Here is a 26,045-nt window from a genome sequence, read left to right as displayed (position 1 = left end):
TGGGCGGGCGCCCTTCGCGCGTTCCGGATCGCTCGTCCGTGCGTCGTACAACCGATCCGTTCGGTGCGTCTAGTGACAGTCAACCAGTCACGCAAGGGGGGTTTCTCGGCATGTTGGAGTAGTGAGTGAAGCAAATCCGTTCCCAGGGCGGTCAGTTGTGGTGCTGAATGGAGAGTGCGGGGATACGCAACGGCGCACGCCCGGCACAACCGGAGGGGCGTGTGCTCCTGGCGGCTGAGAGGGGTTTGTTCGTGCAAGCTTTCCCACACAGCACCACAGCGGCACCGACGGCGGTCGTGGTACCGCCCTCACTGGCACTCCCGGTGATCGAATCCGCGTTTCCTCGGCAACTGCACCCGTATTGGCCCCGACTCCAGGAGAACACCCGGCTGTGGCTGCTCGAAAAGCGGCTCATGCCGGCGGACAAGGTGCAGGAATATGCCGACGGACTGTGCTACACGGACCTCATGGCCGGCTACTACACCGGCGCCCGCGACGAGGTCCTGCAGGCCATAGCCGACTACAGCGCATGGTTCTTCGTCTGGGACGACCGCCACGACCGGGACGTCGTCCACGGCCGGGCCGGCGACTGGCGGCGCCTGAGGCACCGGTTGCACGCGGCCCTCGACGCCCCCAGGCACCACCTGCACCATCCGGACCCGCTGGTCTCGGGGTTCGCCGACAGTGTGCTCCGGCTGTACGGCTTCCTGTCGCGCACCTGGAACCAGCGGTTCGCCCGGCACTTCCACGCGGTCATCGAGGCCTACGACCGCGAGTTCCGCAACCGCACCCAAGGACACATACCCGGTGTCGAGGAATACCTCGCCCTGCGCCGGCACACCTTCGCGCACTGGATATGGACCGATCTGCTCGAACCGAGCGCCGGGTGCGAACTTCCGGACGCGATAAGGCACCACCCCGCCTATCGCCGGGCCGCACTGCTGAGCCAGGAATTCGCCGCCTGGTACAACGACCTGTGCTCACTGCCCAAGGAAATAGCGGGCGACGAGGTCCACAACCTCGGAATCTGCCTCATCACCCATGAGGGGCTGAGTCTCGAGGAATCGATCGACGAAATCAGGCGGCGCGTCGAGGACTGCGTCCAGGAATTCCTGGACGTCGAACAGGACGCCCTGCGATTCGCCGACGGTCTCGCCGACGGCACCACCCGCGGAAAGGAACTGAGCGCCGCGGTCCACCGTTGCCTCGGCTATATGCGGAACTGGTTCAGCACCGTCTACTGGTTCCACCACGAGTCCGGCCGGTACATGGTCGACAGCTGGGACGACCGCGCCACACCCCCGTACGTCAGCAACGAAGCGGCAGGTGAGAAATGACCGTCGAGTCTTCCCCGCGGCCCGTGGCCCCCGAGGCCCGCGAGCTGCGCGAACCGCCCCTGGCCCAAGGCGCCGTACCGGGCCTCGGACACGGGCTGAAACTGGTCCGCGACCCGCTCGCCTTCATGTCCGCGCTGCGCGGCCACGGCGACGTCGTACGCCTCAAGCTGGGCCCCAAGACGGTGTACGCCGTCACCACGCCGGAGCTCACCGGCGCCCTCGCCCTCAGCCCCGACTTCAAGATCGACGGGCCGCTGTGGGAGTCCCTGGAGGGGCTGCTCGGCAAGGAGGGCGTGGCCACCGCCAACGGCCCCCGGCACCGCCGTCAGCGCCGCACCATCCAGCCCGCCTTCCGGCTGGATGCGATCCCCGGCTACGGGCCGATCATGGAGGAGGAGGCGCACGGCCTCACCGAGCGCTGGCGGCCCGGCGAGACCATCGACTGCACCTCCGAGTCCTTCCGGGTGGCCGTCCGGATCGCCGCCCGCTGTCTGCTGCGCGGCGAGTACATGGACGAGCGCGCCGAGCGGCTGAGCATCGACCTCGCCACCGTCTTCCGCGGTATGTACCGCAGGATGGTGATCCCCCTCGGACCCCTCTACCGGTTGCCGTTCCCGGCCAACCGTGAATTCAACCGGGCGCTGGCCGATTTGCATCTCCTCGTGGACGAGATCGTCGCCGAGCGGAGGGCATCTGGTCAAAAGCCGGACGATTTGCTGACGGCATTGCTGGAGGCGAAGGACGACAATGGCGACCCCATCGGGGAACAGGAGATCCACGATCAGGTCGTCGCGATACTCACCCCCGGCAGCGAAACCGTGGCGTCCACGATCATGTGGCTGCTCCAGGTCCTCGCGGAACACCCGGAACACGCCGAGAAGGTACGGACCGAGGTCGAATCCGTGACCGGTGGCCGACCGGTCGGATTCGAGCACGTCCGCTCACTCACCCACACCAACAATGTCGTCGTCGAGGCCATGCGGCTCAGGCCGGCCGTATGGATTCTGACGCGCCGCGCGGTGCGCGACACCGTGCTCGGGGACTATCGCATTCCGGCCGGGGCGGACATCGTCTACAGCCCGTACGCCATCCAGCGCGACCCCCGCTCCTACGCCCGCACCCTCGACTTCGACCCGGACCGCTGGCTGCCGGAGCGGGCCGGGGAGGTGCCGAAGTACGCGATGAGCCCGTTCAGCGTGGGCAACCGCAAGTGTCCGAGCGACCACTTCTCGATGACCCAGCTGAGCCTGATCACCGCGGCCGTCTCGGCGAAGTACCGCTTCGAGCAGGCACCCGGGTCGAACGACACCACCCGGGTGGGCATCACCCTGCGCCCGCACGACCTGCGCCTGCGGCCCCTCCCCTGGTAGGCCGCGGCGAGCACACCTGACACCGGCGCGGGTCCGGGCCGCCTGGGGAGCCTGGACCACGCGCCGGCAGGGTGCGCCGGAGCGCCGGCTAGAAGTCCTCGTCCAGGTCGACGGTGCCCTCCACCGCCACCTGGTACGCCGACGGACGGCGCTCGAAGAAGTTGGTCAGCTCCTGGACGCCCTGGAGCTCCATGAAGGAGAAGGGGTTCTCGGAGCCGTACACCGGGGCGAAGCCGAGCCGGGACAGCCGCTGGTCGGCGACGCACTCGAGGTACTGCCGCATCGAGTCGGTGTTCATCCCGGGCAGCCCGTCACCGCACAGGTCGCGGGCGAACTGGAGCTCCGCCTCGACGGCCTCCCGCAGCATGTCCGTCACCTGCTGCTGGAGCTGGTCGTCGAAGAGCTCGGGCTCCTCCTTGCGGACGGTGTCGACCACGTCGAAGGCGAAGGACATGTGCATCGTCTCGTCGCGGAACACCCAGTTGGTGCCGGTGGCCAGACCGTGCAGCAGACCCCGGCTGCGGAACCAGTAGACGTACGCGAAGGCGCCGTAGAAGAACAGGCCCTCGATGCACGCGGCGAAGCAGATCAGGTTCAGCAGGAAGCGCCGGCGGTCCGCCTTGGTCTCCAGCCGGTCCAGGTTGTCGACCGAGTCCATCCAGCGGAAGCAGAACTGCGCCTTCTCGCGGATCGACGGGATGTTCTCCACGGCCGCGAAGGCGGCGGCCCGGTCGTCCGGGTCGGGCAGATAGGTGTCGAGCAGCGTCAGATAGAACTGGACGTGCACGGCCTCCTCGAACAGCTGGCGCGACAGGTACAGGCGCGCCTCCGGGGAGTTGATGTGCTTGTACAGCGTCAGGACCAGGTTGTTCGCGACGATCGAGTCGCCCGTCGCGAAGAAGGCGACCAGCCGGCCGATGAGGTGCTGCTCCTCCGGCGTGAGCTTCGCCAGGTCGGCCACGTCCGAGTGGAGGTCGACCTCCTCGACGGTCCAGGTGTTCTTGATGGCGTCCCGGTAGCGCTCGTAGAAGTCCGGGTAGCGCATGGGACGCAGGGTCAGTTCGAAGCCCGGGTCGAGCAGGTTCGTGTTTCGGGTCGTCATTACTGGCAGGCCTCGCAGGACTCGGGGTTCTCAAGGGAGCAGGCGACGGCGTCGGGGTCGGCCGCCTGCTGCACGGGGATGGCGGTCTGTGCCTGGGCCGCGCGGGCGATCCGGGTCGCCGGGCGCGAGCGCAGGTAGTACGTGGTCTTCAGCCCGGACTTCCAGGCGTAGGCGTACATCGAGGAGAGCTTGCCGATGGTCGGCGTCTCCATGAACAGGTTCAGGGACTGCGCCTGGTCCAGGAACGGGGTGCGGGCGGCGGCCATGTCGATCAGGCCGCGCTGCGGGATCTCCCAGGCCGTGCGGTACAGCCGGCGCACCTCCTCCGGGATCCACACGAAGTCCTGCACCGAGCCGTTGCTGTCCCGCAGCGCCTCCCGGGTGCGCGCGTCCCACACGCCCAGGTCCTTGAGGTCCTGCACCAGGTAGGAGTTGACCTGGAGGAACTCACCGGACAGCGTCTCGCGCTTGAACAGATTGGACACCTGCGGCTCGATGCACTCGTAGACGCCCGCGATGGAGGCGATGGTGGCGGTCGGCGCGATCGCGAGGAGCAGCGAGTTGCGCATGCCGACGGCGGCGATCCGGGCCCGCAGCGCCGCCCAGCGCTCCGGCCAGGTCAACTCCACGTCGTAGTGGTCCGGGTGCAGCACGCCCTGCGCGGTACGGGTCTTCTCCCAGGCCGGCAGCGGGCCGTTGCGCTCGGCGAGGTCGGCGGAGGCCTCGTACGCGGCGAGCATGATGCGCTCGGCGATCCGGGTGGAGAGCGCCTTGGCCTCGGGCGAGTCGAAGGGCAGCCGCAGCTTGAAGAAGACGTCCTGGAGGCCCATCGCGCCCAGGCCGACCGGACGCCACTTGGCGTTCGACCGCCCCGCCTGCTCGGTCGGGTAGAAGTTGATGTCCACGACCCGGTCGAGGAAGGTGACGGCCGTGCGGACCGTCTCGTCCAGCCGCTCCCAGTCGATGTCCCCGTCGCGCACGAAGGCGCCGAGGTTGACCGACCCCAGGTTGCAGACCGCCGTCTCGCCGTCGTCGGTGACCTCCAGGATCTCCGTGCAGAGGTTGGAGGAGTGCACGACATGGCCCGGCAGGGCGGTCTGGTTGGCGGTGCGGTTGGCGGCGTCCTTGAAGGTCATCCAGCCGTTGCCGGTCTGCGCGAGGGTGCGCATCATCCGGCCGTACAGCTCACGGGCCGGGATGCTCTTCTTCGCCAGACCCGCCTGCTCGGCCTTGCGGTAGGCGGCGTCGAAGTCGGCGCCCCACAGGTCGACCAGCTCGGGCACGTCCGCCGGGGAGAACAGCGACCACTGCTCGTCGGCGTTGACCCGGCGCATGAACTCGTCCGGGATCCAGTGCGCGAGGTTCAGGTTGTGCGTACGGCGGGCGTCCTCACCGGTGTTGTCCCGCAGCTCCAGGAACTCCTCGATGTCGGAGTGCCAGGTCTCCAGGTAGACGGCGGCGGCACCCTTGCGCCGGCCGCCCTGGTTCACCGCGGCGACCGAGGCGTCCAGGGTCTTCAGGAACGGCACGATGCCGTTGGAGTGCCCGTTGGTGCCCCGGATCAGCGAGCCGCGGGACCGGATCCGGGAGTACGACAGACCGATGCCGCCGGCGTGCTTCGAGAGCCGGGCGACCTGGTGGTAGCGGTCGTAGATGGAGTCCAGCTCGTCCAGCGGGGAGTCCAGCAGATAGCAGGACGACATCTGCGGGTGCCGGGTGCCGGAGTTGAACAGGGTGGGGGAGGAGGGCAGGTAGTCGAGGCGGCTCATGAGCTTGTAGAGCGCGGCGACCTCGTCCACCGAGCGGACGGTGTCGTCCTCGGCCAGCCCGCTCGCCACCCGCAGCATGAAGAACTGGGGCGTCTCGATCACCTTGCGGGTGATCGGGTGCCGCAGCAGATAGCGGCTGTGCAGGGTGCGCAGGCCGAAGTAGCCGAAGCGGTCGTCGGCGTCCCGGTCGACCAGCGCGTCCAGCCGCTCGGCGTGCTGCGCGACGAACGCGGCGGTGCGGTCGGCGACGAGGCCCTCGCGGTGGCCGACGGCGACCGACTCGGTGAACGAGGTCACGCCCTGCGAGGCGGCCTCGTCCCGGATGGTGAGGGTGAGCAGCCGGGCGGCCAGCCTGGAGTAGGCGGGGTCCTCGGAGATGAGGCCGGCGGCCGCCTCCGTGGCCAGCTCGCGCAGCTCCGCCTCGTCGGCCCGCGCGGAGCGGCCGCGCAGCGCGGCGGCGGCGACCCGGCCCGGGTCGGCGTCGGGGAGGTCGGCGGTCAGCTCGGTCAGGGTCCGCAGCAGCGCGGTACCGGGACCGTCGGTCTCCGGTCCGCTCGCTGAAGCCGGATCTGCTGGCGCGATGGTCACGTGGGGCTCTCCCTCGCTCGGCACGGGGGCCCGGCGGAGGGCAGGGGGCAGCCACGAGCGCGCACGGCGTCGCGTCCACCGGCCCACTCCACGAGGCCCGGACGTCTCAGGGCACCCGGACCGGACGGCCGGGCGCGCTGTCGGCAGGTCCTCGGACTGGAACAGGCGTGCGGACACACGCAAGTACACCGTTGCGGGACAGTTCCGGATTCGCACCGGATTCCCCTGCGGCGACAGCGAGCATGAGCATACATCTAGTGCCGGGGTGCGGTGTCACCCCCAGATGTTGTGTCGCACCGGTGCCGGAGCGTCAACTCCTGGGCCGGCCGGGCGATGTCGGGCCGCTCCGGCGGCGGATTCCGGTCCCGGGTACGGCAACGGGCCGCCGGATGCGCTCCGGCGGCCCGTCGTACGACGCGCTCAGTGACCGGCGCCCGCGGTGGCCGGCGGGAGCTCCGCCTGGACGCCCGGGTCACCGGCGTCGGCCGTGTAGTCCTCGGGGCTGGTCTCGTCGACGCCCTCGGGGGCCTTCAGGGCCTTCAGGACGAGGGTCAGGACCACGGTGACCGCGGCGTTGAGCAGGAACGCCGTGAGGCCGATGTAGCCGATCTGGCCGATGCCGGGGATCTCCTTGGCCGAGCCGCCGAAGTGCGCCTGGGTCGGCGAGGCGACACCGTACGCGGCGACCGTGCCGTACACCATGCCGACCGCCCAGCCGGCCAGCAGCGCCCAGCGGTGGAACCAGCGGGTGAACAGGCCGCCGACCATCGCCGGGAAGGTCTGCACGATCCAGATGCCGCCCAGCAGCTGGAAGTTGATGGCGACCGTCTTGTCCATGGTCAGGACGAAGACCAGCGCGCCCACCTTCACCAGCAGGGACACCAGCTTGGAGACCCGGGTCTCCTGCGCCGGCGTGGCGTCCGGCTTGATGAAGTCCTTGTAGATGTTGCGGGTGAAGAGGTTGGCGGCCGCGATGGACATGATGGCCGCCGGGACCAGCGCGCCGATGCCGATCGCCGCGAAGGCGACGCCCGTGAACCAGTCCGGGAACATGTCCTCGAACAGCTGCGGGATCGCCAGCTGGCCGTTGGTGACCTTCACCCCGGCCGCGATCGCCATGAAGCCCAGCAGCGCCAGGAAGGCCAGCATCAGGGAGTACAGCGGCAGGATCGCGGTGTTGCGGCGGATCACGTCACGGCTCTTGGAGGAGAGCGTCGCGGTGACCGAGTGCGGATACATGAACAGGGCCAGGGCGGAGCCGAACGCCAGCGTGGCGTACGTCCACTGGCCCGCCTCCGGCGGGGCGATGGCGCCGCGCGGCTTGCCGGTGGCCGGGTTGACCTGGCTGAGCGCGTGGGTCGCCTTGGCGAAGACGTCGTCGAACCCGCCCAGCTTGATCGGGATGTAGATGATCGCCACCGCGATGACGATGTAGATCAGCGTGTCCTTGACGAACGAGATCAGCGCGGGCGCCCGCAGACCGGAGGAGTAGGTGTAGGCCGCCAGCACACCGAAGGCGATCAGCAGCGGCAGGTCCTTCACGAACCAGTTGGTGTTCTCGCCGCCGCCGATGCCCATCACGTCCAGCACCGCCTGGATGCCCACCAGCTGGAGCGCGATGTACGGCATGGTCGCCAGGATGCCGGTGACCGCCACCGCGAGCGACAGGCCCTTGGAACCGAACCGGCCGCGCACGAAGTCCGAGGTGGTGACATAGCCGTGGCGATGCGAGACCGACCACAGGCGCGGCAGGAAGGTGAAGATCAGCGGGTAGACGATGACCGTGTACGGCACCGCGAAGAAGCCGGACGCGCCCGCCGCGTAGACCGCCGCCGGTACGGCGACGAAGGTGTACGCGGTGTAGATGTCACCGCCGAGCAGGAACCAGGTGATCCAGGTGCCGAACGACCGGCCGCCGAGGCCCCACTCGTCCAGGGACTGCTCGTTCTCGGCCCGCCGCCAGCGCGAGGCCAGGAAGCCCATGACCGTGACGGCCAGGAAGAAGAAGATGAAGACGCCGAGCGCGACTCCGTTGACGCCGTCCTTCACTTCGCCGCACCACCCTTCTGGGCGGCACGGGCGCGCTGGTCACGCTGCCACAGCTTGTACGCCGCGATGGTGAGCACCGAGGCGATCGGCACCCAGAGCATCTGGTACCAGTAGAAGAACGGGATCCCGATGAGCGTGGGGTCCGTCTTGGCGTACGAGCCGACCCACAGCATCGCCACGAAGGGCGCGACGAGACACAGGCCGATGACCACCCGGACCGGTGTGACGACCGGTGGACTCACTTCTGGTGTTTCTGGCATGCGCTCCGTCCCCTCGTTGATCACCGCGTGATGCGCGGCAATCTAGGTGACGGGATCACGTCAGTGGAAGACCTCGTCCGCATATCGGCACGCCGACTTCGGCGGAGGCCTCCGGAGGCTTCCCCTCCTGTTCGGCCCCTATTCCGCCGGGCGCTTGAGCCGTGCGACGAACTTGTACCGATCGCCCCGGTACACGGACCGCACCCACTCCACCGGCTGGCCCTCGCGGTCGCGCGAGTGCCGGGAGAGCAGCAGCATCGGCAGCCCCACGTCGGTGCCGAGCAGGCCCGCCTCGCGCGGGGTGGCCAGCGAGGTCTCGATGGTCTCCTCGGCCTCGGCGAGGTGGACGTCGTAGACCTCGGCGAGCGCGGTGTACAGCGAGGTGTACTTCACCAGCGAGCGGCGCAGGGCGGGGAAGCGCTTGGCGCTCAGATGGGTGGTCTCGATGGCCATCGGCTCGCCGTTGGCCATGCGCAGCCGCTCGATGCGCAGGACGCGCCCGCCGGCGGTGATGTCGAGCAGCTCGGCGAGCCGGTCGTCGGCCGTGATGTACCCGATGTCCAGCAGCTGCGAGGTCGGCTCCAGGCCCTGGGCGCGCATGTCCTCGGTGTAGGAGGTGAGCTGGAGCGCCTGGGAGACCTTGGGCTTGGCGACGAAGGTGCCCTTGCCCTGGATCCGCTCCAGCCGGCCCTCCACCACCAGCTCCTGAAGGGCCTGCCGGACGGTGGTGCGGGAGGTGTCGAACTCGGCCGCCAGCGTGCGCTCGGGCGGCACCGGGGTGCCCGGTGCCTGCGTCTCCGTCATGTCGAGGAGATGCTTCTTCAAGCGGTAGTACTTGGGCACGCGCGCGGTACGGACGGTTGTCCCGGCCTCGTTCTCCGCACTGCTGACGTCGGTGCTCATGCTCTGCCTTCCCGGCTCCGAATGCCGAAAGCGACCGACATCCCATCGGCCCCGCTCACATCGTGGCACGGCTTACGGTCACACGACTCCACCCGGCCGCCCAGTGATCCCCTCTATATACCGCCCGGACCCGGGCTGGTCTAGGCCACAGAGGAGGAGCCGCGCGCCCCGCGGTCCTAGATGCCCTGCCACTCCGGCTTGTTCGCGTACGTGTGGCGGAAGTAGTCCGCCAGCTTCAGCTTGCCCGCCGCGGCCTCGTCCACGACCACCGTGGCGTGCGGGTGCAGCTGGAGCGCCGACGCCGGGCACACCGCGGCCACCGGCCCCTCGACCGTCGCCGCGACCGCGTCCGCCTTGCCCTCGCCGGTCGCCAGCAGCACCAGGTGCCGGGCCTCCAGGATGGTGCCGATGCCCTGGGTGATCACATGGTGCGGGACCTGTGTGATGTCGCCCTCGAAGAAGCGGGCGTTGTCCACCCGGGTCTGCTCGGTCAGCGTCTTGATCCGGGTCCGCGAGGCGAGCGAGGAGCAGGGCTCGTTGAAGCCGATGTGCCCGTCGGTGCCGATGCCGAGCAGCTGGAGGTCCACCCCGCCGGCCTCGGCCAGCGCCCGGTCGTACGCCTCGCACGCCGCCTGGACGTCCTCCGCCGTGCCGTCCGGCCCGAGGAAGGCGTCCATGCCTATGCCGAGCGGTTCCAGCACCTCGCGGCGGAGCACCGAGCGGTAGGACTCGGGGTGGTCGGCGGGCAGCCCGACGTACTCGTCGAGCTGGGCGATCCGGGCCTGCGCGGTGTCCACGGCGCCGGCCCGCACCTTCGCGGTCAGGGCCTGGTAGACGGGCAGCGGGGTGGAGCCGGTGGCCACCCCGAGCAGGGCGTCCGGCTTGCGTCGCAGCAGCTGCGCCATGGCCTCGGCGATCAGTTCGCCGCCCGCCGCGGCGTCCGGAACGATGACAACTTCCACGCTGGGCCTGCCGTTCTGAAGTGGGCTCGTGCGTCTATGTGGTTTAGACCAATCTAACAGAGTCGGTGTCGCCGGGCGTGCCCTACGGAGCTTCTTCCCGCTGCCCGCGATCCCGTGTGCCGCTTGGGTCCCGGCCGCCCCGCACATTTCTCTAGCGGCCGCTATAAAATGTGCCCATGATGCAGGGGCAGGACACGACGACGCGGACCGGGACGGGGTCCGGCAGGCGCGGCCGGCCGCGCTCCTTCGACCGGGCCGAAGCCCTGGACAAGGCGCTCATGGCCTTCTGGCGGCACGGCTACGAGGCGACCTCCGTCTCCGACCTCACCCGGATCATGGGCATCGGCACCCCCAGCCTCTACGCGGCCTTCGGGGACAAGCGGACCCTGTTCGAAGAGGTGGTCCGCGTCTACTGCGAGACCTACGGGGCCTTCGGCCGCCGCGCCCTCGCCGAGGAACCCACCGCCCGGGCGGCCCTCGCCCGCATCCTGCGTGAGGCCGCCGCCGAGTACACCGACCCGGCCCACCCGTACGGCTGTCTCGTCGCGCACGCGGCCACCAACTGCACCAGCCCCGAGGTGGCGCGGCTGCTGCGGGACCGGCGCAACGCCGGCATCGCCACCCTCGCCTTCCGGATCCGCGCGGACATCGCGGCCGGGGTGCTCCCCGCCGGCACCGACGCCACCGCCCTCGCGCGGCACTCCGGCGCGGTGCTCCAGGGCATGTCCCAGCAGGCGCGCGACGGGGCGAGCCGGGCGGAACTGGAGGCACTCGCGGAATTTGCCATGACTGTATGGCCCCATAGTTGACTTTGCCGGGTAGGCTTCGTGGCATCGAGTGCCAGCTGCCGCGCCGCATGCCGCGCGGAGCGGTGCCCGCACGGGCGACGGAGCCTGTACGGGCATGGACACGCCCCATTGGTCCAGTCCACAATCGAAGACGCACCAGCGCAGACACCCGATGCCAAGCGGCATCGGCCACATGCACGATCGACCACGCACAAGCCTCCGCCCTCCCCGCACAGGAAGGCGGATCGAGGAACCGGCGCTCTCTGCCCTGACTGCCCCGGCTCCTCGGCCTTCGGCCGACCGGGACCGCACACCCCACGGCCGATGATGCTCCGGGCTGCGGTGCCGGGAGGGTTGAGGGTCCCTTCCAGGCGCCGCGGCCCGCGGGTGTTTTTTCGGACACCGGCGACCCCCCGGGTACGCTCGCAGCGTGCCCTCCATGAACGAACTGGTCCGCCAGCACACCGCCCTCGACGACTCCGACCTCGAGTGGCTGCATCTGCTGGTCTCGGAGTGGCAGCTCCTCTCCGACCTCTCCTTCGCCGACCTGGTGCTCTGGGTGCCGACCCGGGACGGCACCCGGTACGTCTCGGTCGCCCAGATGCGGCCGAACACCGGCCCCACCTCCTACCAGGACGACATGGTCGGCCACCTCGTCCCGCGCGGCCGCCGGCCCATGCTGGACGCGGCGCTGGACGAGGGACGGATCGTGCGCGAGGGCGACCCGGAGTGGCGCGAGGAGGTCCCGGTACGGGTCGAGTCCATCCCCGTACGGCGGGACGGCCGCGTTCTCGGCGTGATCGCCCGCAACACCAACCTGCTCACCGTCCGCACCCCGAGCCGGCTGGAGCTGACCTATCTCCAGAGCGCCTCGGACCTCGCGCAGATGATCGCGGCCGGTTCCTTCCCCTTCCCCGACCAGCAGGTCGACATGGACGCCTCGCCGCGCGTCGGCGACGGCCTGATCCGGCTCGACGCGGACGGCATCGTCCAGTACGCCTCCCCGAACGCGCTCTCCGCCTACCACCGCCTCGGCCTGGCCGCCGACCTGGTCGGCCACCACCTCGGGCGGACCACCGCGGAACTCGCCCCGACCCGGGGCCCGGTGGACGAGGCGCTCGCCAAGGTGGCCAGCGGCTGGGCCCCGCGCGAGTTCGAGATCGAGGCCAACGACGGGGTCATCCAGTTCCGGGCCATCCCGCTCAAGCCCAAGGGCGTGCGCATCGGTTCGCTGGTGCTGTGCCGTGACGTCACCGAACTGCGGCGCCGCGAACGCGAGTTGATCACCAAGGACGCCACCATCCGGGAGATCCACCACCGGGTGAAGAACAACCTCCAGACGGTCGCCGCGCTGCTGCGGCTCCAGGCCCGCCGGATCGGCTCCGAGCGCGGCCGGGAGGCCCTGGAGGAGGCCGTCCGCCGGGTCGGCTCGATCGCGATCGTGCATGAGACGCTGTCCCAGAACCTGGACGAGCGGGTGGAGTTCGACGACATCGCCGACCGGGTGCTCGCGATGGTCGCCGAGATCTCCCCGGGCAAGGTGGCCGGCCGGCGCACCGGCCGGTTCGGGATACTCGACGCCGAGGTCGCCACTCCGCTGTCGATGGTGCTCACCGAGATCCTCCAGAACGCGCTGGAGCACGGCTTCCGCGAGGGCGACACCGGCACGGTCGAGGTCTCCGCGGTGCGCGGCGGTACGACGAAGGAGGCCCGCCTCCTGGTCACGGTCCAGGACGACGGGGTCGGCCTGCCCGAGGGCTTCGACCCGCACAGCTCGGGCAACCTGGGCCTCCAGATCGTCCGGACCCTGGTCGAGGGGGAGCTGGGCGGCGCCTTCGACATGGTCCCGGGGCCGGAGCGCGGCACCCGGGTGATCCTGGACATCCCGGTGCGGGCACAGAAGTAGACGCGGAGCCTGCTGGCGTTACGGCAGCGGGTGTGCGCGGACAGCAAAAAGCCCCGGACCGCCATGGGTTCGGGGCTCGTGCTCGTTGCTGCTCTGCTGTGAGCGCATCGGGGGATACTGCGCGCTGCGGCTCGGGGGCGGGAGATGCGTGCGTGCTGCACGCGCCGCCAAGCTCAGGCTGTCAGCAGGGGTGGGTATGTCAGGCGGAGGCCTGACGGGCCCGGTTGCGGGCGGCACGGCGCTTCATGGCGCGGCGCTCGTCCTCGCTGAGACCACCCCAGACGCCGGAGTCCTGACCGGACTCGAGCGCCCACTGCAGACACTGCTCGATCACCGGGCAGCGACGGCAGACGGCCTTGGCTTCCTCGATCTGCAGCAGCGCAGGACCGGTGTTGCCGATGGGGAAGAAGAGCTCGGGGTCTTCCTCGCGGCAAACGGCGTTGTGACGCCAGTCCATGGCTGCTACCTCTCCTTGATTTCTCTGAGCGTAAGAGGTTACGCACAGGTTGCTTGTGAATGTGAACGCTTTCACGAATCCCTCAACAAGTGAAGGGCCTACCGCCGAGTCGTCCCCGGCGTGGTCCTTGGTTTGAAGAGGGGTTCTGGTGATCAGTGGAGGCCGGTCTTGCGGGCCGTCCCGATCGCCACGTAGAGACTCGCAAACCTCAGCGGCGGATACAACCCCTTCCGAAAGATTTTTTTTGATTCCTCGGTGTCGACTAGGTCACAGCCGTACTTCCATGGGGTGGATCCTGGCCTAAACGTTCGAGTGAAAGGACTTTGGCCCGTTCCGCTCACACAATCACACGCAGTGCATGGCGTACGCCTGTGAACGTCACGCTCGTACGCAGGCCGAGGTGGTCGCCGTCCATCTGGAGGGGCAGGGGGACCTTCGAATGCAAGGTGAACCGGTCCAGATCGTGCAGGGACACCGCATGCCTGCCCTGGGGTCCGCGCTCGGGGGACGAAGTGAGCAACTGGGTGCCATACCGGGCAACCGCGGCCGTCGACAGGCGGCGCAGACCGAGCACATCGATGCCCGTGTCGAACGACGCCTTAGGCGATGTGTACATAGGGCGATTGCCGAAATACGTCCAGGGGGACGTGTTCGAGACTATGGCCACCACAAGATCGGTGACCGGGTCCTCGCCGGGCTGCTCCAGGGTGATCGCACCGTGCCGGCGATTCGGCTCGCCGAGGAACTGCCGGATCACCTGGCGCACGTACAGCGCGTGGGTGGACTTCTTTCCGCGCTCGCGCTGCTGCTCGACCCGGCCGACCACTCCGGCGTCGAAGCCCAGCCCGGCGTTGAAGGTGAACCAGCGGTCCGGGACCGCCTCGTCCTCGGTGCCGGGCGTGCCCGAGGTCAGGCCGAGCCCGACGAGCCGCTCCCGGCCCTCGCGCAGCGCGTCCAGCAGGGCGCCGGTGGCCTCGACGGGGTCGTTGGGCAGCCCCAGGGCGCGGGCGAAGACATTGGTGGAGCCGCCGGGGACCACTGCGAGGCCGGGCAGGCGCTCCGGGGCGGGACCCGCGTGCAGCAGACCGTTGACGACCTCGTTGACCGTGCCGTCGCCGCCGAGGGCCACCACCATGTCGATGTCGTCGCTCTCCGCTGCCTGCCGGCCCAGGTCGCGCGCATGGCCGCGGTACTCGGTGGTGACGACCTCCAGCTTCACCTCGCTGGCCAGGGCGTGGATCAGCACGTCACGCCTGCGTGCGCTTGTGGTGGTAGCCGCCGGATTGACCACGAGAAGTGCACGCATGGAGGGCAGCGTACCTACTGGGGGGTACCGGGCCCATATCGAGGTAGGGAACAGGTAAGAGGGGCGGTGGGACAGAGGGGGGTGAACCCGCCCCGTTACCCTGCTGGGGTGAGCAGTGAGCAGAACCCCGCCGCAGAGTCCGCCGCCGAACCCCGCCCGCGTCGGCTGACCTACGCCGCCCTGCTGGCCGGCCTGGAGGGCCTCGCGCTGGTCGCGGGCGGTCTGTGGGTGCTCGTCCGCGGGTTCACCGGCGCCCCCGACGACCGTCAGCAGGCCGTCACCCTGGGGGTCACGCTGGTCGTGCTCGCCCTGCTGCCGCTGCTCGCCGCGCGCGGGCTGCTGCTGCGCCGCGGCTGGAGCCGCGGCCCCGCGGTGATCACCCAGATCATGGCGCTGCCGCTGGCCTACAACCTGCTCCAGACCGACGGTGTGACCATCCCGGTCGGCATCGTCCTCGCGGCGGTCGCCGTGACGGCGCTGGTGCTCCTCGTCAACGGCGAGACGACCCGGGCCCTGGGCATCAAGGGACCGGGCCGCGCCGAGTAGCGCCTACTCCTCCACGAGCAGCTTCTCCCGCAGCTGGGCCAGGGTGCGGGCCAGCAGCCGGGAGACGTGCATCTGGGAGATGCCGACCTCCTGCGCGATCTGCGACTGGGTCATGTTGCCGAAGAAGCGCAGCAGCAGGATCCGCTTCTCCCGGGGCGGCAGGTCCTCCAGGAGCGGCTTGAGCGACTCCCGGTACTCCACCCCCTCCAGCGCCTCGTCCTCGGCGCCCAGGGTGTCGGCGACCGCCGGGGACTCGTCGTCGGTGTCGGGGACGTCCAGGGACAGCGTGGAATACGCGTTGGCGGACTCCAGGCCCTCCAGGACCTCCTCCTCGGAGATGGCCAGCTTCTCGGCCAGCTCGTGCACCGTGGGGGAGCGGCCGTGCAGCTGGGACAGCTCGGCCGTGGCCGTGGTCAGGGACAGCCGCAGCTCCTGGAGCCGGCGCGGCACCCGCACCGCCCAGCCCTTGTCGCGGAAGTGCCGCTTGATCTCGCCGACGACGGTCGGGGTGGCGTAGGTGGAGAACTCCACGCCGCGCTCCGGGTCGAACCGGTCGACGGACTTGATCAGACCGATCGTGGCGACCTGGGTGAGGTCGTCCAGCGGCTCGCCGCGGTTGCGGAAGCGGCGCGCCAGGTGCTCCACCAGCGGCAGGTGCATCCGGACGAGCTGGTTGCGCAGCTCGGCGTACTCCGGGCTGCCGTCCCTCAGCTTGCGCAGCTCGACGAACATGGCCCGCGCCCCGGTGCGGTCGTGGGGGTCGTGCGGTACGGCGTGCTGTACCGCCTGCACCGCCTCCGCGCCCAGCGCCTCGTCCTCGGCGTACCGCTCGTGCTCGCTCATCGTCCCGCCCGTAGCCCTTCCCCGAGCCCTCGCCCCCGCGCGGGGTCCCTCCGCGGGTGTGCCCTGCACGGAACCGTCGTCGCCGGGCCGCGCGGAGTGCTCCTCCGGGTGCGGTCTGGCCTGCTCGGGGATGCCGTCGATGCCGTCCGCCATACGCCGGGAACCGTCCCGGGGGCTCGCCCCGGGGGTCTCGGCGGACCGGGGGGCACCCCCGTCCCCGGTCGGCAGCTCCCGCGTGCCGCGCTCTTCGTCCCGCACCGGACCGTCCCCGTTCCTCACGCCGGGCCGGGGCCCGCGCCGCGCTGTTTGTAGAGGCTGATCGACACGGTCTTGTCCTCGTCCACGGCGGACGAGACCTTGCCCGCGAGGGCCGAGAGGACGGTCCAGGCGAAGGTGTCCCGCGAGGGGGCGTGGCCGTCCGTGGTCGGCGCCGACACGGTCACCTCCAGGGAGTCGTCCACCAGCCGGAAGACACAGCTGAGCACCGAGCCGGGCACGGCCTGTTGCAGCAGGATCGCGCACGCCTCGTCGACGGCGATGCGCAGATCCTCGATCTCGTCCAGGGTGAAGTCCAAGCGGGCCGCGAGACCGGCCGTGGCCGTCCGCAGCACCGACAGGTAGGCACCCGCAGCCGGCAGCCGGACTTCCACGAAGTCCTGGTTCGCCGCGGGCTCGCCTGCGATCTGGGACACCCTCACCTCCATGGTGGTACAAGCTTTACGGGGCCGAGGGTCATCCCCCGGGAAACCGCGTACGTGGTCGCGCGGCACGCTATCGCGCTCCGGACGTCCCTGTCCCCGGGACCCCAACCCCCTGGCGTCACTCACAGTAAAGCTGTGGATACGCTCCGTGTCTAGAGGGTATGCGGGCCCAAATGGGAAGAGCGCGCGCCGGGTTGACGTACCCAGGCGTTACACGCTCGAACCGTCGGCCGGCCGCCGCCCTCTGAAGTGTCACACGAGCAGGCCTCAGACGAGAACGTGGTCCACGAAGCACCACCGCCAGTCCTCGCCGGGTTCGAAGGTCCGCATCACCGGGTGACCGGACGTCTCGTGGTGATCCGTGGCGTGCCGTCCCGGGGAGGAGTCGCAGCAGCCGACGTGGCCGCAGGTCAGGCAGAGCCGCAGCTGCACCGGGTGCGTGCCGTTGCGCGCGCACTCCGGACAGGTCGGGTGCAGCGGCTCCGGCTCGGGGTGCGGCAGCGCGTCGACGTGCGTGCACTGTTTCATGATTGCCAGATTACGTCGGGCGTGCGGGTGACCGCGCGGAAAAAGAGGGCGGGCGAGGATCATGGACGTGATGCCGCTGCTGTTGCTGGTGGCGGGCAGTGCGGCGGTCGCCGGGGCGGCCCGGCGCACCCCGTTGCCGGCGCCGCTGCTGCTGGTGGCGGCCGGGCTGCTGGTGTCCTACCTCCCGGGGGTCCCGCACTACACCCTGGACCCCGAGATCGTCCTCCCGCTGGTGCTGCCGCCCCTGCTGTACAAGGAGGGCACCGAGAGTTCGTACCTCGACCTGCGGGCCCAGCTGCGGCCGGTGGCGCTGCTGTCGATCGGGTACGTCCTCTTCGCGACCCTCGCCGTCGGCTGGGCCGCCTATGTCGTCGTACCGGGGCTGCCGCTGCCCGCCGCGCTGGTGCTGGGCGCGGTGGTGGCGCCGACGGACGCGGTCGCGGCCGCGGCGATCGCGCGCCGGGTCGGCCTGCCGTCCCGGATCACGACCATCCTCCAGGGCGAGTCGCTGCTCAACGACGCCACCGCGATCACCGCCTACAAGGTGGCCCTCGGCGCCGCGCTCGGCGAGGGCGCCACCTGGGCGGGCGGCATCCGCGAGTTCCTGCTGGCGGCGGTCGGCGGGGTCGCCGTCGGGCTGGTGCTCATGGTGCCGATCCACTGGCTGCGCACGCGACTGAAGGAGGCGCTGCTCCAGAACACCCTGTCGCTGCTCATCCCGTTCGTCGCCTACGGGGTGGCCGAGCAGTTCCACGGCTCCGGTGTGCTCGCGGTCGTCGTGGTCGCCGTCTATCTCGGGCACCGCGCGTGGGAGGTCGACTTCGCCACCCGGCTCCAGGAGGACGCCGTGTGGCGGATGGTCGCCTTCCTGCTGGAGTCGGCGGTCTTCGCCCTGATCGGTCTGCAACTGCCCCTGGTCCTCAAGGGGCTTGGCGCGTACCGGGGCACCGACGCCCTCGGTTACGCGGTCGTCGTCTTCCTGGTCGTCGTCGCGGCCCGGTTCGTGTGGGTCTACCCGGCCACCTTTCTGCCGCGTCTGCTCTTCCCCCGGATCCGGGAACGCGAGGACAACCCCACCTGGCGGGCGCCGATCGTCACCTCATGGGCCGCGATGCGCGGGGTGGTGTCGCTCGCCATCGCCTTCTCGATCCCGCTCACGGTGCACGGCGGCGGCCCCTTCCCGCAGCGGAACCTGATTCTCTTCCTGACGTTCGCCACGGTCATCGGCACCCTGGTCGTCCAGGGCCTGACCCTCGCGCCGCTGATCCGCCTGATGCGGTTCCCCGGCCGGGACCGGCAGGCCGAGACGCTCGCCGAGGCCAACGCCCAGGCGCAGGCCTCCCGGGCCGCCGAGAGCCGCCTGGACGACCTCCTCGCCGACGACCGCAACGCCCTGCCGCCGCCGCTCGCCGACCGCCTCCGCCAGGTCCTGGAGCGCCGCCGCAACTCCGTCTGGGAACGCCTCGGGCAGACCAACCCCGTCACGGGCGAGTCCGTCGACGACACCTACCGCCGGCTGTCCCGCGAGATGATCAGTGCCGAGCGGGAGGTCTTCGTCAAGCTCCGCGACCACCGCTATCTGGACGACGAGATGCTGCGCGTCCTGCTCCGCCGGCTGGACCTCGAGGAGGCGGCCGCCTACCGGGAGGCCGGCTGACCCCGGTCAGGCCGGCTGGCCCGGGTCAGCCGGCGGGAAGGGGCGGCCCGTCACGACCGCCGCGACGGCCGTCCCGCGCGGGAAGGCGCCTTCCTCGGCGAGGGTGGTGAGTCCGAGGAGCAACTTGGCGACATAGAGACGTTCGACGGGCAGGCCGTGGCGGTCCTCGAAGTCCCGCGCGAACGCCTCCAGCCGTGGTGTCGTACGCGCGTAGCCGCCGCAGTGGAAGCGGTCGTCCAGCGACCAGGAGCCGGTACGGGCGCCGAAGGCACGTTCCTGCAAGGCGCTGACCTCGCTCTCCAGGAAGCCGCCCTTGAGTACCGGTATGCCCAGCGCGCGCTGCCCCGCGGCCAGCCCGGCGGCGAGGCCGGCCAGGGTGCCGCCGGTGCCGCAGGCGACCGCGACGACGTCCGCGCGCCCGCGCAGTTCCTCGCCCAGCGCGCGGCAGCCGTGCACCGCCTCCGCGTTACTGCCGCCCTCCGGGACGACATACGCCCCCTCGGCACCGGCCGCGCGCAGCACGGCGGCCAGCGTCTCCGGCTCGGCCTTGCGCCGGTACGTCGACCTGTCGACGAAGTGCAGCCGCATGCCGTCGGCGGCGCACCGGGCCAGGGACGGGTTGAGCGGCCGGCCGGCCAGCTCCTCGCCGCGCACCACACCGGTGGTCGCCAGGCCCAGCAGCCGGCCCGCGGCGGCGGTGGCCCGCAGATGGTTGGAGTAGGCGCCGCCGAAGGTGAGCAGCGGCCGGCCGGCCGCCGCCGCGATGTTCGGCACCAGCTTGCGCCACTTGTTGCCGATGAGCTCGGGATGGATCAGGTCGTCGCGCTTCAGCAGCAGCGTGACCCCCTGCCGGCCGAAACGCTCGTCCCGGACCTCCTGGAGCGGGGAGGGGAGGCGAGAGGCGAGAAGGTCGACGCTGGTCACCGCTTCATTGTCGCCCGTGGCGCGGGCCCGCGGGGGCGGTTGGATCCCAGCAGCTACACAGTGCTGTGGGGTGAAGCACAGGGGCAGGGGCAGGGGCAGGAGCCGGGCCCGGCTCGCCCGGGGCGGCGATGGCGCCGGGGGCCGTTGTTGCCCTGGGTGGCGGCCGCGCGGGGTCGCGGCTGCCAACCCCTTCAACCGCTCCCTCGGCCACGCCGCCTCCGGCGCCGGGGAGCGTCGTTGCCCCAGGGCGGCAGCCCGCCCGCGCCCGTGGCGCTACTCCTTCAGCCGCTCCCCGACCCGCTCCCTCAGCCACGCCATGCCGAAGCCCCGCGGGTCCACCTTTCCCGGCTGCCACTCCCGGTGCCCGATGACCGACCGCTCCGTCCAGCCGTGCCGCCGGCACACCGCCGCCGCGGCCCGCTCGATCGCGTCCAGCTGCCGCGTCGGCCAGGGGTCCGTCCCGTCGCCCAGGTTCTCGCACTCGAAGCCGTAGAAGTGCCGGTTGCCGTCGGTGTCGGACGCGTGGGCCGGCGGCAGCGCCTTCTCGGCGATCACCGCGCGCAGCACGTCGTCGTCGCCGAGCCCCGCGTGGTTGGCGCGGCCGTAGCCGACCAGGTGGACCGTGCCGTCCTTGGTGATCACTCCGTGGCACAGCGGGCCCGGCAGCCCCGCGTACCCGTCCCGGCAGACGCCCACCGTGTGCGCGCTGCCCCGGGTCGCGGTGTGGTGGATCATCACGCCGTGCACGGGTCCCCAGGGCCCCTTGTGGTTGCGGTGGTGGTGGCGCCAGTCACCGACCTCGGCGACCTCCAGGCCCTCCGTGCGAAGAGCGTCCAGAAAGCTGCTCGCGGACATGGGTGGGGCCATGACCGACTCCTTCGTCCCGTGCCGGTGGCCGCGCGGGGCGGCCCTGCTGTCCCCGCACTTCTATCGAAAACGGGCGTGGAATCCCCCACCGTGCCCACTAATCCGATGATCCATTCCCGCTCTTTCGGGTAATGGCGCGCCCACGGTCCGTGCTGGGAGGCTCGGTTCCGAGACCAGTGCCCGCTGCGATCCGGCGCTGGGTACACATGGGAGGAAACCTTTTTATGTCGGTAGGCGAAGAGGTCCGCTCGGAGCAGGGCAAGCCGCAGCAGTCCCTCGGGACGGCGGCCGCGCGGAACCTGGCCACCACGACCAAGTCCGTACCGCAGATGCAGGAGATCAGCTCCCGCTGGCTGCTGCGCACGCTCCCCTGGGTCGACGTCCAGGGCGGCACGTACCGGGTGAACAGGCGGCTGACGTACGCCGTCGGTGACGGCCGTATCACCTTTGTGAAGACCGGTGACCAGGTCGAGGTCATCCCGGCCGAGCTGGCCGAGCTGCCGGCGCTGCGGGCGTACGAGGACGACGAGGTGCTGACGGAGCTGGCGCGCCGCTGCCGCCAGCGTGACTTCGCCGCGGGGGAGGTGATCGCCGACTTCGGCAACCGGACCGACGAGGTGTACCTGCTCGCCCACGGCCGCGTGGAGAAGGTCGGCACCGGCCCCTACGGCGACGACGCCGTCCTCAAGGTCCTCGCCGACGGCGCCTACTTCGGCGACGAGGCGCTGCTCGACCCGGACGCCATCTGGGAGTACACCGTCCGCGCGGCCACACCGACCACGGTGCTGATCCTCGGCCGCCAGGACTTCGAGCAGATCGCGGAGCGCTCCGACTCGCTGCGCGAGCACCTTCAGCAGGTGCGCTCGGTCCCGCGGCAGCGGACCAACAAGTACGGCGAGAAGGAGGTCGACCTGGCGGCCGGCCACTCCGGCGAGCCGGACATCCCGCACACCTTCGTGGACTACGAGCCCCGCCCCCGCGAGTACGAGCTGAGCATCGCCCAGACCGTGCTGCGCATCCACTCGCGCGTGGCCGACCTGTACAACCAGCCGATGAACCAGACCGAGCAGCAGCTGCGGCTCACGGTCGAGGCGCTCAAGGAGCGCCAGGAGCACGAACTCGTCAACAACCGCGAGTTCGGCCTGCTGAACAACTGCGAGTACGACCAGCGGATCCAGCCGCACGACGGCGTGCCCAGCCCGGACGACATGGACGAGCTGCTCAGCCGCCGCCGCAGCACCAAGCTGTTCCTCGCCCACCCGCGCGCGATCGCCGCGTTCGGACGCGAGCTGAACAAGCGGGGGCTGGTCCCGGAGACCATCGAGATCGGCGGCAACCGCATCCCCACCTGGCGCGGGGTGCCGATCTACCCGTGCAACAAGATCCCCGTCACCCCGGAGCGCACGACCTCGATCATCGCCATGCGGACCGGCGAGGCCGACCAGGGTGTCATCGGCCTGAGGCAGTCCGGCATCCCGGACGAGATCGAGCCGAGCCTGTCCGTGCGTTTCATGGGCATCAACGAACAGGCCATCATCAAGTACCTGGTCACGGCGTACTACTCGGCCGCCGTCCTGGTGCCCGACGCGCTCGGTGTGCTGGAGAACGTCGAGATCGGCCGCTGGAGGTGACGTTTCTGCACGTCGGGGCCGTGTCTCCGCGCATCGGCCCGGGTATGTCTCCGGGGTATGCGTCCGGCCGGCCCGGTACCGCCGGTGTCCGCGGACCTGGCGAGGGGGAGACATGGCCGAGTTCATGACGGAGACCGAACGGCGTTCGCCCGCCGTGCCCCGTCCGGGCACCGAGCCGAAGGTGCCGGGCCGGACCGGTGACGGCGGCGGCACCGGCCCGCTCGACGGGCTGGAGGCGGCGGCCCTGCTGGAGGCGACCCGGGCGATGGTCGACCCGGAGCTGCGCCTGGCGATCGGCTCGCTGCCCGACTCCATGCGCCGGGTCGCGCGCTACCACTTCGGCTGGGAGCAGGCCGACGGCACACCGGCCGCGGGCAACGCCGGCAAGGCGATCAGGCCCGCGCTGGTGCTCGCCGCGGCCGGCGCGCTCGGCGGCCCGGCGGCCCGCGCGGCGGCCGTCCGGGCGGCGGCGGCCGTCGAACTCGTCCACAACTTCACGCTGTTGCACGACGACGTGATGGACCGGGACACCAGCCGCAGGCACCGGCCCACGGTGTGGACCGTGTTCGGGATCCCCGACGCGATCCTCGCCGGGGACGCCCTCCAGGCGCTGGCCCTGCGGCTGCTCGCCGAGGACCCGCACCCGGCCGCCGGCCCGGCCGCGGCCCACCTCGCGGCCTGTGTCATGGAGCTGTGCGCCGGCCAGCACACCGACACCGACCTGGAGGACCGCGCCCCGGACACGGTCACCCTGGACGAGGTGCTGGCCATGGCCGAGGCGAAGACCGGCGCGCTGCTCGGCTGCGCCTGCGCCCTCGGCGGGCTGTACGCGGGCGCGGACGACGAGGTGGTGGCCGCGCTGGACGGCTTCGGCCGTCAGGCCGGGCTCGCCTTCCAGCTGATCGACGACGTCATCGGGATATGGGGCGATCCACAGCGCACCGGCAAGCCGGCCGGCGCGGATCTGGTCGCCCGCAAGAAGTCACTGCCGGTGGTGGCGGCGCTCGTCTCCGACACCCCGGCGGCGGCCGAACTCGCCGCGCTGTACGGCAAGCCGTACGCCAAGGGCGAGCCGGTGGACGCCGAGGAGATCGCCCGCACGGCCCTCGCCGTGGAGCAGGCCGGCGGCCGGGACTGGGCGCAGACCGAGGCGGCCGACCGGATGGCCCGCGCCATGCAGGAACTGGCCCGCGCGGTCCCCGACCCGGAGTCGGCGGGCGGGCTGCTGGCCCTCGCCGAGTTCGTCACCCGGCGCACCAGCTGAGCGCCGTCGCCCCCGGCGGCGCCACGGAACCCGGAGCCCCGGGTCCGCGCGGCTCCTGACCCCGCTCGGACACGAAGGCTCCGGCCAGGCGGGCCCCGCACATCCCCACAGTGTGCGGGGTCCGCCGCTGTCGTACCGGGGACGTAGCGTGGTCCTATGCCGATATCGCCCCGCATCTTCCATGTGACCGAACGCGCACTGTGGGAAGCGGCCCGGGAGCGCGGCACCTACGAGGTGTCGACGCGCGGCCGCACCCTCCAGGAGGAGGGCTTCATCCACTTCTCCACCCATGAGCAGCTCCCGCGCATCGCCGCGCTCCTCTACGACGACTACGAGGGCCCCGACGACCTGGTGGTCCTGGTCGTGGACCCGGCGCGGCTGGGAGCGCCGCTGAGATACGAGGCCGTGGCACCGGGCGGCGAGGAGTTCCCGCATGTGTACGGACCGGTGCCGGTCGAAGCGGTGGTGGATGTCCAGCCCTGGGTCTGAGCGGCTCTGACCGTGATCAGTCCCGGGGGCCGGTCGGCAGCCCGCCCGTCTCCGGGGCGCGCCCGGTGAGGCAGTAGAGGCCGCCCGCCGGGTCCCGCATCACCGTCCAGTGCGCGCCCGGGCGGACCAGGGCGGCGCCCAGCTCCTCGTGCCGGGAGCGCGCCGCCGTGAGGTCGGCGCAGGCCAGGTCGAGGTGGGCGGTCGTGGTGGTGGCGTGCTCGTCGTCCAGCCGCTGGAGCAGGATCCGCACCGGCAGACCGGCCGGCGGCACCAGCACCTCGAACTCCGGCCGGGAGCCGGTCCGCCGCTCCCATCCGGTCAGCTCCGCCCAGAAGGCGGCCTCGGCGGCGTACCCGGAGGGCGGGATGTCCAGGCACACTTGGTCCAGCCGGCTGCCCGCCACCACCGGCGGCCGGACCGCCTCCGCGTGCCAGGGCACGGCGCAGAACAACTGCCCGCCCGGAGACCGCAGTACGGCCCACCCGTCATGGTCCGCCACCAGTTCCGCGCCGAGCCGGCAGGCCTTCTCGGCCAGCTCCCGTACGTCCTCGACGCACAGGTCGAGATGGGCGCCGCCCGGGCCCTCGGCGACGCCCTGGAGCTTCACACACGGGTCCGCCCCGCTGCCCTCGGCCGGCAGCAGGGTTGCGAACTCCCCGTCCTCGCCGCGCGGTTCGGACAGCCGGGTACCGGTGACGGCCGTCCAGAAGGCGGCCGCCTCGGCAAGGCGCTCGGCGGGCCGGTCGATGAAGGCGTACGTCCAGCGAATGATCATGGCGGGGAGTGTAGGCGCGAAGCCGCGCCGGGGGATGGGGCGTTCACGGCGCAGGTTCACGAAAGCCCAGCCAGCGCCGGGTGTTCACCGCGCGGGCTCACGAAAGCCCCGCCGGTACGCGCCTCTTCACTTCGTGGGCTTCTGGAAGCAGCGCAGCATGTTGCCCGCCGGGTCGCGGAAGGCGCAGTCGCGCACCCCCCACGGCTGGTCCGTGGGCTCCTGGAGCACATCCGCGCCGGACTCGCGCAGCCGCTCCCACAGCGCGTCGCAGTCGTCGGTGGCCAGGATGACCCCGCGCAGCATGCCCTTGGCGAGCAGTTCGGCGAGCGCCTGCCGGTCGGCCGGGGAGGCGTCCGGGTTCGCGCCGGGCGGCTCCAGCACGATCTCCACGTCCGGCTGGAGCGGCGAGCCCACGGTCACCCACCGCATCCCCTCGTAGCCCACGTCGTTGCGGACCTCCAGGCCGAGCACGTCACGGTAGAAGGCGAGCGCCTTGTCGTGGTCGTCCACGGCGATGAAACACTGCGCGAGTCTCACGTCCATGGGATCACGCTAGGCCGGTCGTGCCGCTGGTGCGCGCTGCTCAGTAAAGTCGGCGGCGCGGCCGGGTGAACGTACGGGCCACGCAGGACGGGATCGCCGCCGCCTCCTCGTGCGGACGGGCCCGGTAGGCACTCGGCGTCTCGCCGACCAGCTCGGTGAACCGGGAACTGAACGAGCCGAGCGAGCTACACCCCACGGCGAGGCACACCTCGGTCACCGTGAGGTCGCCGCGGCGCAGCAGCGCCTTGGCCCGCTCGATGCGCCGGGTCATCAGATAGCTGTACGGCGTCTCGCCGAAGGCCTTGCGGAAACTGCGCTGGAAGTGGCCCGGGGACATATGGGCGTCCCGGGCCAGCTCGGTCATGTCGAGCGGCTCGGCGTACTCACGGTCCATACGGTCGCGCACGCGCCGCAGCCGCACCAGGTCCTCCAGGGTCACGCTTCAGCCTGACACACGGCACTGACAGCGGGCGGCCGGAT

25 protein-coding genes and 1 riboswitch are annotated in these 26,045 nt (G+C 70.9%); of the genes, 9 read left to right on the top strand and 16 right to left on the bottom strand.

The genetic code is table 11. The features are described 5' to 3' along the window. The first annotated feature begins 251 nt into the window (after positions 1-251). Together cyc1 and ACFVIU_RS02450 are read left to right on the top strand one after the other, a co-directional pair. Positions 252-1,337: an epi-isozizaene synthase gene (gene cyc1, locus ACFVIU_RS02455; RefSeq protein WP_385840077.1), complete on the top strand. Its 1,086-nt coding sequence runs from the start codon at positions 252-254 to the stop codon at positions 1,335-1,337. After that, positions 1,334-2,707, top strand: a complete 1,374-nt coding sequence (locus ACFVIU_RS02450) for a cytochrome P450 (protein ID WP_385840076.1) — start codon at positions 1,334-1,336, stop codon at positions 2,705-2,707. Before cyc1 ends, ACFVIU_RS02450 begins: the two co-directional genes overlap by 4 nt. An 88-nt stretch (positions 2,708-2,795) precedes the next feature. Here ACFVIU_RS02450 and ACFVIU_RS02445 read toward each other — a convergent pair whose 3' ends face one another. The 6 genes from ACFVIU_RS02445 to nagB all read right to left on the bottom strand — a co-directional run bounded on the left by ACFVIU_RS02445 (position 2,796) and on the right by nagB (position 10,340). After that, positions 2,796-3,809 (bottom strand): ribonucleotide-diphosphate reductase subunit beta, encoded by a 1,014-nt coding sequence (locus ACFVIU_RS02445; RefSeq protein ID WP_385840075.1) that lies wholly within the window; start codon positions 3,807-3,809, stop codon positions 2,796-2,798. After that, on the bottom strand, positions 3,809-6,166 hold the full coding sequence (locus ACFVIU_RS02440) for a ribonucleoside-diphosphate reductase subunit alpha (RefSeq protein ID WP_385840074.1): 2,358 nt from the start codon (positions 6,164-6,166) through the stop codon (positions 3,809-3,811). Before ACFVIU_RS02440 ends, ACFVIU_RS02445 begins: the two co-directional genes overlap by 1 nt. Positions 6,167-6,312: 146 nt before the next feature. After that, positions 6,313-6,391, bottom strand: a riboswitch (cobalamin riboswitch). A gap of 195 nt (positions 6,392-6,586) precedes the next feature. Next, positions 6,587-8,215 (bottom strand): monocarboxylate uptake permease MctP, encoded by a 1,629-nt coding sequence (gene mctP / locus ACFVIU_RS02435; protein ID WP_385840073.1) that lies wholly within the window; start codon positions 8,213-8,215, stop codon positions 6,587-6,589. After that, positions 8,212-8,475 carry a DUF3311 domain-containing protein gene (locus ACFVIU_RS02430; protein WP_385840071.1) on the bottom strand — a complete coding sequence of 88 codons (264 nt, stop codon included), beginning with the start codon at positions 8,473-8,475 and terminating at the stop codon, positions 8,212-8,214. Before ACFVIU_RS02430 ends, mctP begins: the two co-directional genes overlap by 4 nt. A gap of 138 nt (positions 8,476-8,613) precedes the next feature. Beyond that, complete coding sequence (locus tag ACFVIU_RS02425; protein WP_385840070.1) at positions 8,614-9,378, bottom strand: GntR family transcriptional regulator; 765 nt, start codon at positions 9,376-9,378, stop codon at positions 8,614-8,616. 176 nt (positions 9,379-9,554) lie between these two features. Continuing rightward, complete coding sequence (gene nagB, locus ACFVIU_RS02420) at positions 9,555-10,340, bottom strand: glucosamine-6-phosphate deaminase (RefSeq protein WP_385840069.1); 786 nt, start codon at positions 10,338-10,340, stop codon at positions 9,555-9,557. A 176-nt stretch (positions 10,341-10,516) separates the two neighbouring features. On the opposite strand from nagB, the gene ACFVIU_RS02415 reads away from it, so the two are divergent. Together ACFVIU_RS02415 and ACFVIU_RS02410 are read left to right on the top strand one after the other, a co-directional pair. Further along, a complete protein-coding gene (locus ACFVIU_RS02415; RefSeq protein WP_385840068.1) occupies positions 10,517-11,149 on the top strand; it encodes a TetR/AcrR family transcriptional regulator in 633 nt (210 codons plus the stop codon). A 418-nt stretch (positions 11,150-11,567) separates the two neighbouring features. Continuing rightward, complete coding sequence (locus ACFVIU_RS02410; RefSeq protein ID WP_385840323.1) at positions 11,568-13,034, top strand: sensor histidine kinase; 1,467 nt, start codon at positions 11,568-11,570, stop codon at positions 13,032-13,034. Between the two features lie 199 nt (positions 13,035-13,233). Here the strand turns inward: ACFVIU_RS02410 and ACFVIU_RS02405 are convergent, their stop codons facing one another. Then, entirely contained in the window at positions 13,234-13,491 is a 258-nt protein-coding gene (locus tag ACFVIU_RS02405) for a WhiB family transcriptional regulator (protein WP_003992873.1), read from the bottom strand. Between the two features lie 337 nt (positions 13,492-13,828). After that, positions 13,829-14,797, bottom strand: coding sequence for a diacylglycerol/lipid kinase family protein (locus ACFVIU_RS02400; RefSeq protein ID WP_385840066.1), 969 nt, complete (start codon positions 14,795-14,797; stop codon positions 13,829-13,831). A gap of 108 nt (positions 14,798-14,905) precedes the next feature. Between ACFVIU_RS02400 and ACFVIU_RS02395 the strand changes: the two genes are divergently transcribed. After that, complete coding sequence (locus ACFVIU_RS02395) at positions 14,906-15,343, top strand: hypothetical protein (protein WP_385840065.1); 438 nt, start codon at positions 14,906-14,908, stop codon at positions 15,341-15,343. Between the two features lie 3 nt (positions 15,344-15,346). On the opposite strand, the gene ACFVIU_RS02390 is transcribed toward ACFVIU_RS02395, so the two are convergent. From ACFVIU_RS02390 to ACFVIU_RS02380, 3 genes are all read right to left on the bottom strand, one after another. Then, entirely contained in the window at positions 15,347-16,444 is a 1,098-nt protein-coding gene (locus tag ACFVIU_RS02390) for an RNA polymerase sigma factor SigF (protein ID WP_385840063.1), read from the bottom strand. 17 nt (positions 16,445-16,461) lie between these two features. Further along, positions 16,462-16,878: an anti-sigma regulatory factor gene (locus ACFVIU_RS02385; protein ID WP_009190566.1), complete on the bottom strand. Its 417-nt coding sequence runs from the start codon at positions 16,876-16,878 to the stop codon at positions 16,462-16,464. A gap of 276 nt (positions 16,879-17,154) precedes the next feature. Further along, a complete protein-coding gene (locus tag ACFVIU_RS02380; RefSeq protein WP_385840062.1) occupies positions 17,155-17,415 on the bottom strand; it encodes a UBP-type zinc finger domain-containing protein in 261 nt (86 codons plus the stop codon). 61 nt (positions 17,416-17,476) lie between these two features. Between ACFVIU_RS02380 and ACFVIU_RS02375 the strand changes: the two genes are divergently transcribed. Beyond that, the gene (locus ACFVIU_RS02375) at positions 17,477-19,072 is read left to right on the top strand and encodes a Na+/H+ antiporter (protein ID WP_385840060.1); all 1,596 of its coding nucleotides are present in this window, start codon (positions 17,477-17,479) and stop codon (positions 19,070-19,072) included. 6 nt (positions 19,073-19,078) lie between these two features. Here ACFVIU_RS02375 and ACFVIU_RS02370 read toward each other — a convergent pair whose 3' ends face one another. Together ACFVIU_RS02370 and ACFVIU_RS02365 are read right to left on the bottom strand one after the other, a co-directional pair. Continuing rightward, positions 19,079-19,996, bottom strand: coding sequence for a 1-aminocyclopropane-1-carboxylate deaminase/D-cysteine desulfhydrase (locus ACFVIU_RS02370; RefSeq protein WP_385840059.1), 918 nt, complete (start codon positions 19,994-19,996; stop codon positions 19,079-19,081). A 273-nt stretch (positions 19,997-20,269) separates the two neighbouring features. After that, positions 20,270-20,863, bottom strand: a complete 594-nt coding sequence (locus tag ACFVIU_RS02365) for an N-acetylmuramoyl-L-alanine amidase (protein WP_385840058.1) — start codon at positions 20,861-20,863, stop codon at positions 20,270-20,272. 224 nt (positions 20,864-21,087) lie between these two features. Between ACFVIU_RS02365 and ACFVIU_RS02360 the strand changes: the two genes are divergently transcribed. The 3 genes from ACFVIU_RS02360 (at position 21,088) to ACFVIU_RS02350 (ending at position 24,247) form a co-directional block, all read left to right on the top strand. Next, complete coding sequence (locus ACFVIU_RS02360; protein WP_385840057.1) at positions 21,088-22,494, top strand: family 2B encapsulin nanocompartment shell protein; 1,407 nt, start codon at positions 21,088-21,090, stop codon at positions 22,492-22,494. Positions 22,495-22,606: 112 nt separating this feature from the next. Continuing rightward, positions 22,607-23,758, top strand: a complete 1,152-nt coding sequence (locus ACFVIU_RS02355; RefSeq protein WP_385840056.1) for a family 2 encapsulin nanocompartment cargo protein polyprenyl transferase — start codon at positions 22,607-22,609, stop codon at positions 23,756-23,758. Positions 23,759-23,914: 156 nt separating this feature from the next. Next, positions 23,915-24,247: a DUF952 domain-containing protein gene (locus ACFVIU_RS02350; protein WP_385840055.1), complete on the top strand. Its 333-nt coding sequence runs from the start codon at positions 23,915-23,917 to the stop codon at positions 24,245-24,247. A gap of 16 nt (positions 24,248-24,263) precedes the next feature. Here ACFVIU_RS02350 and ACFVIU_RS02345 read toward each other — a convergent pair whose 3' ends face one another. The 3 genes from ACFVIU_RS02345 to ACFVIU_RS02335 form a co-directional block, all read right to left on the bottom strand. Next, positions 24,264-25,022 (bottom strand): VOC family protein, encoded by a 759-nt coding sequence (locus ACFVIU_RS02345; protein WP_385840054.1) that lies wholly within the window; start codon positions 25,020-25,022, stop codon positions 24,264-24,266. Positions 25,023-25,148: 126 nt separating this feature from the next. Next, positions 25,149-25,565, bottom strand: a complete 417-nt coding sequence (locus ACFVIU_RS02340; protein WP_385840053.1) for a VOC family protein — start codon at positions 25,563-25,565, stop codon at positions 25,149-25,151. Between the two features lie 40 nt (positions 25,566-25,605). Further along, positions 25,606-26,004 carry a helix-turn-helix transcriptional regulator gene (locus tag ACFVIU_RS02335; RefSeq protein ID WP_385840051.1) on the bottom strand — a complete coding sequence of 133 codons (399 nt, stop codon included), beginning with the start codon at positions 26,002-26,004 and terminating at the stop codon, positions 25,606-25,608. Positions 26,005-26,045: the final 41 nt, after the last annotated feature.

The sequence above is a fragment of the Streptomyces sp. NPDC127190 genome (genome assembly GCF_042672505.1).
Taxonomy (GTDB): Bacteria; Actinomycetota; Actinomycetes; order Streptomycetales; family Streptomycetaceae; genus Streptomyces.
This window is presented reverse-complemented; position numbering and strand designations above follow the sequence as displayed.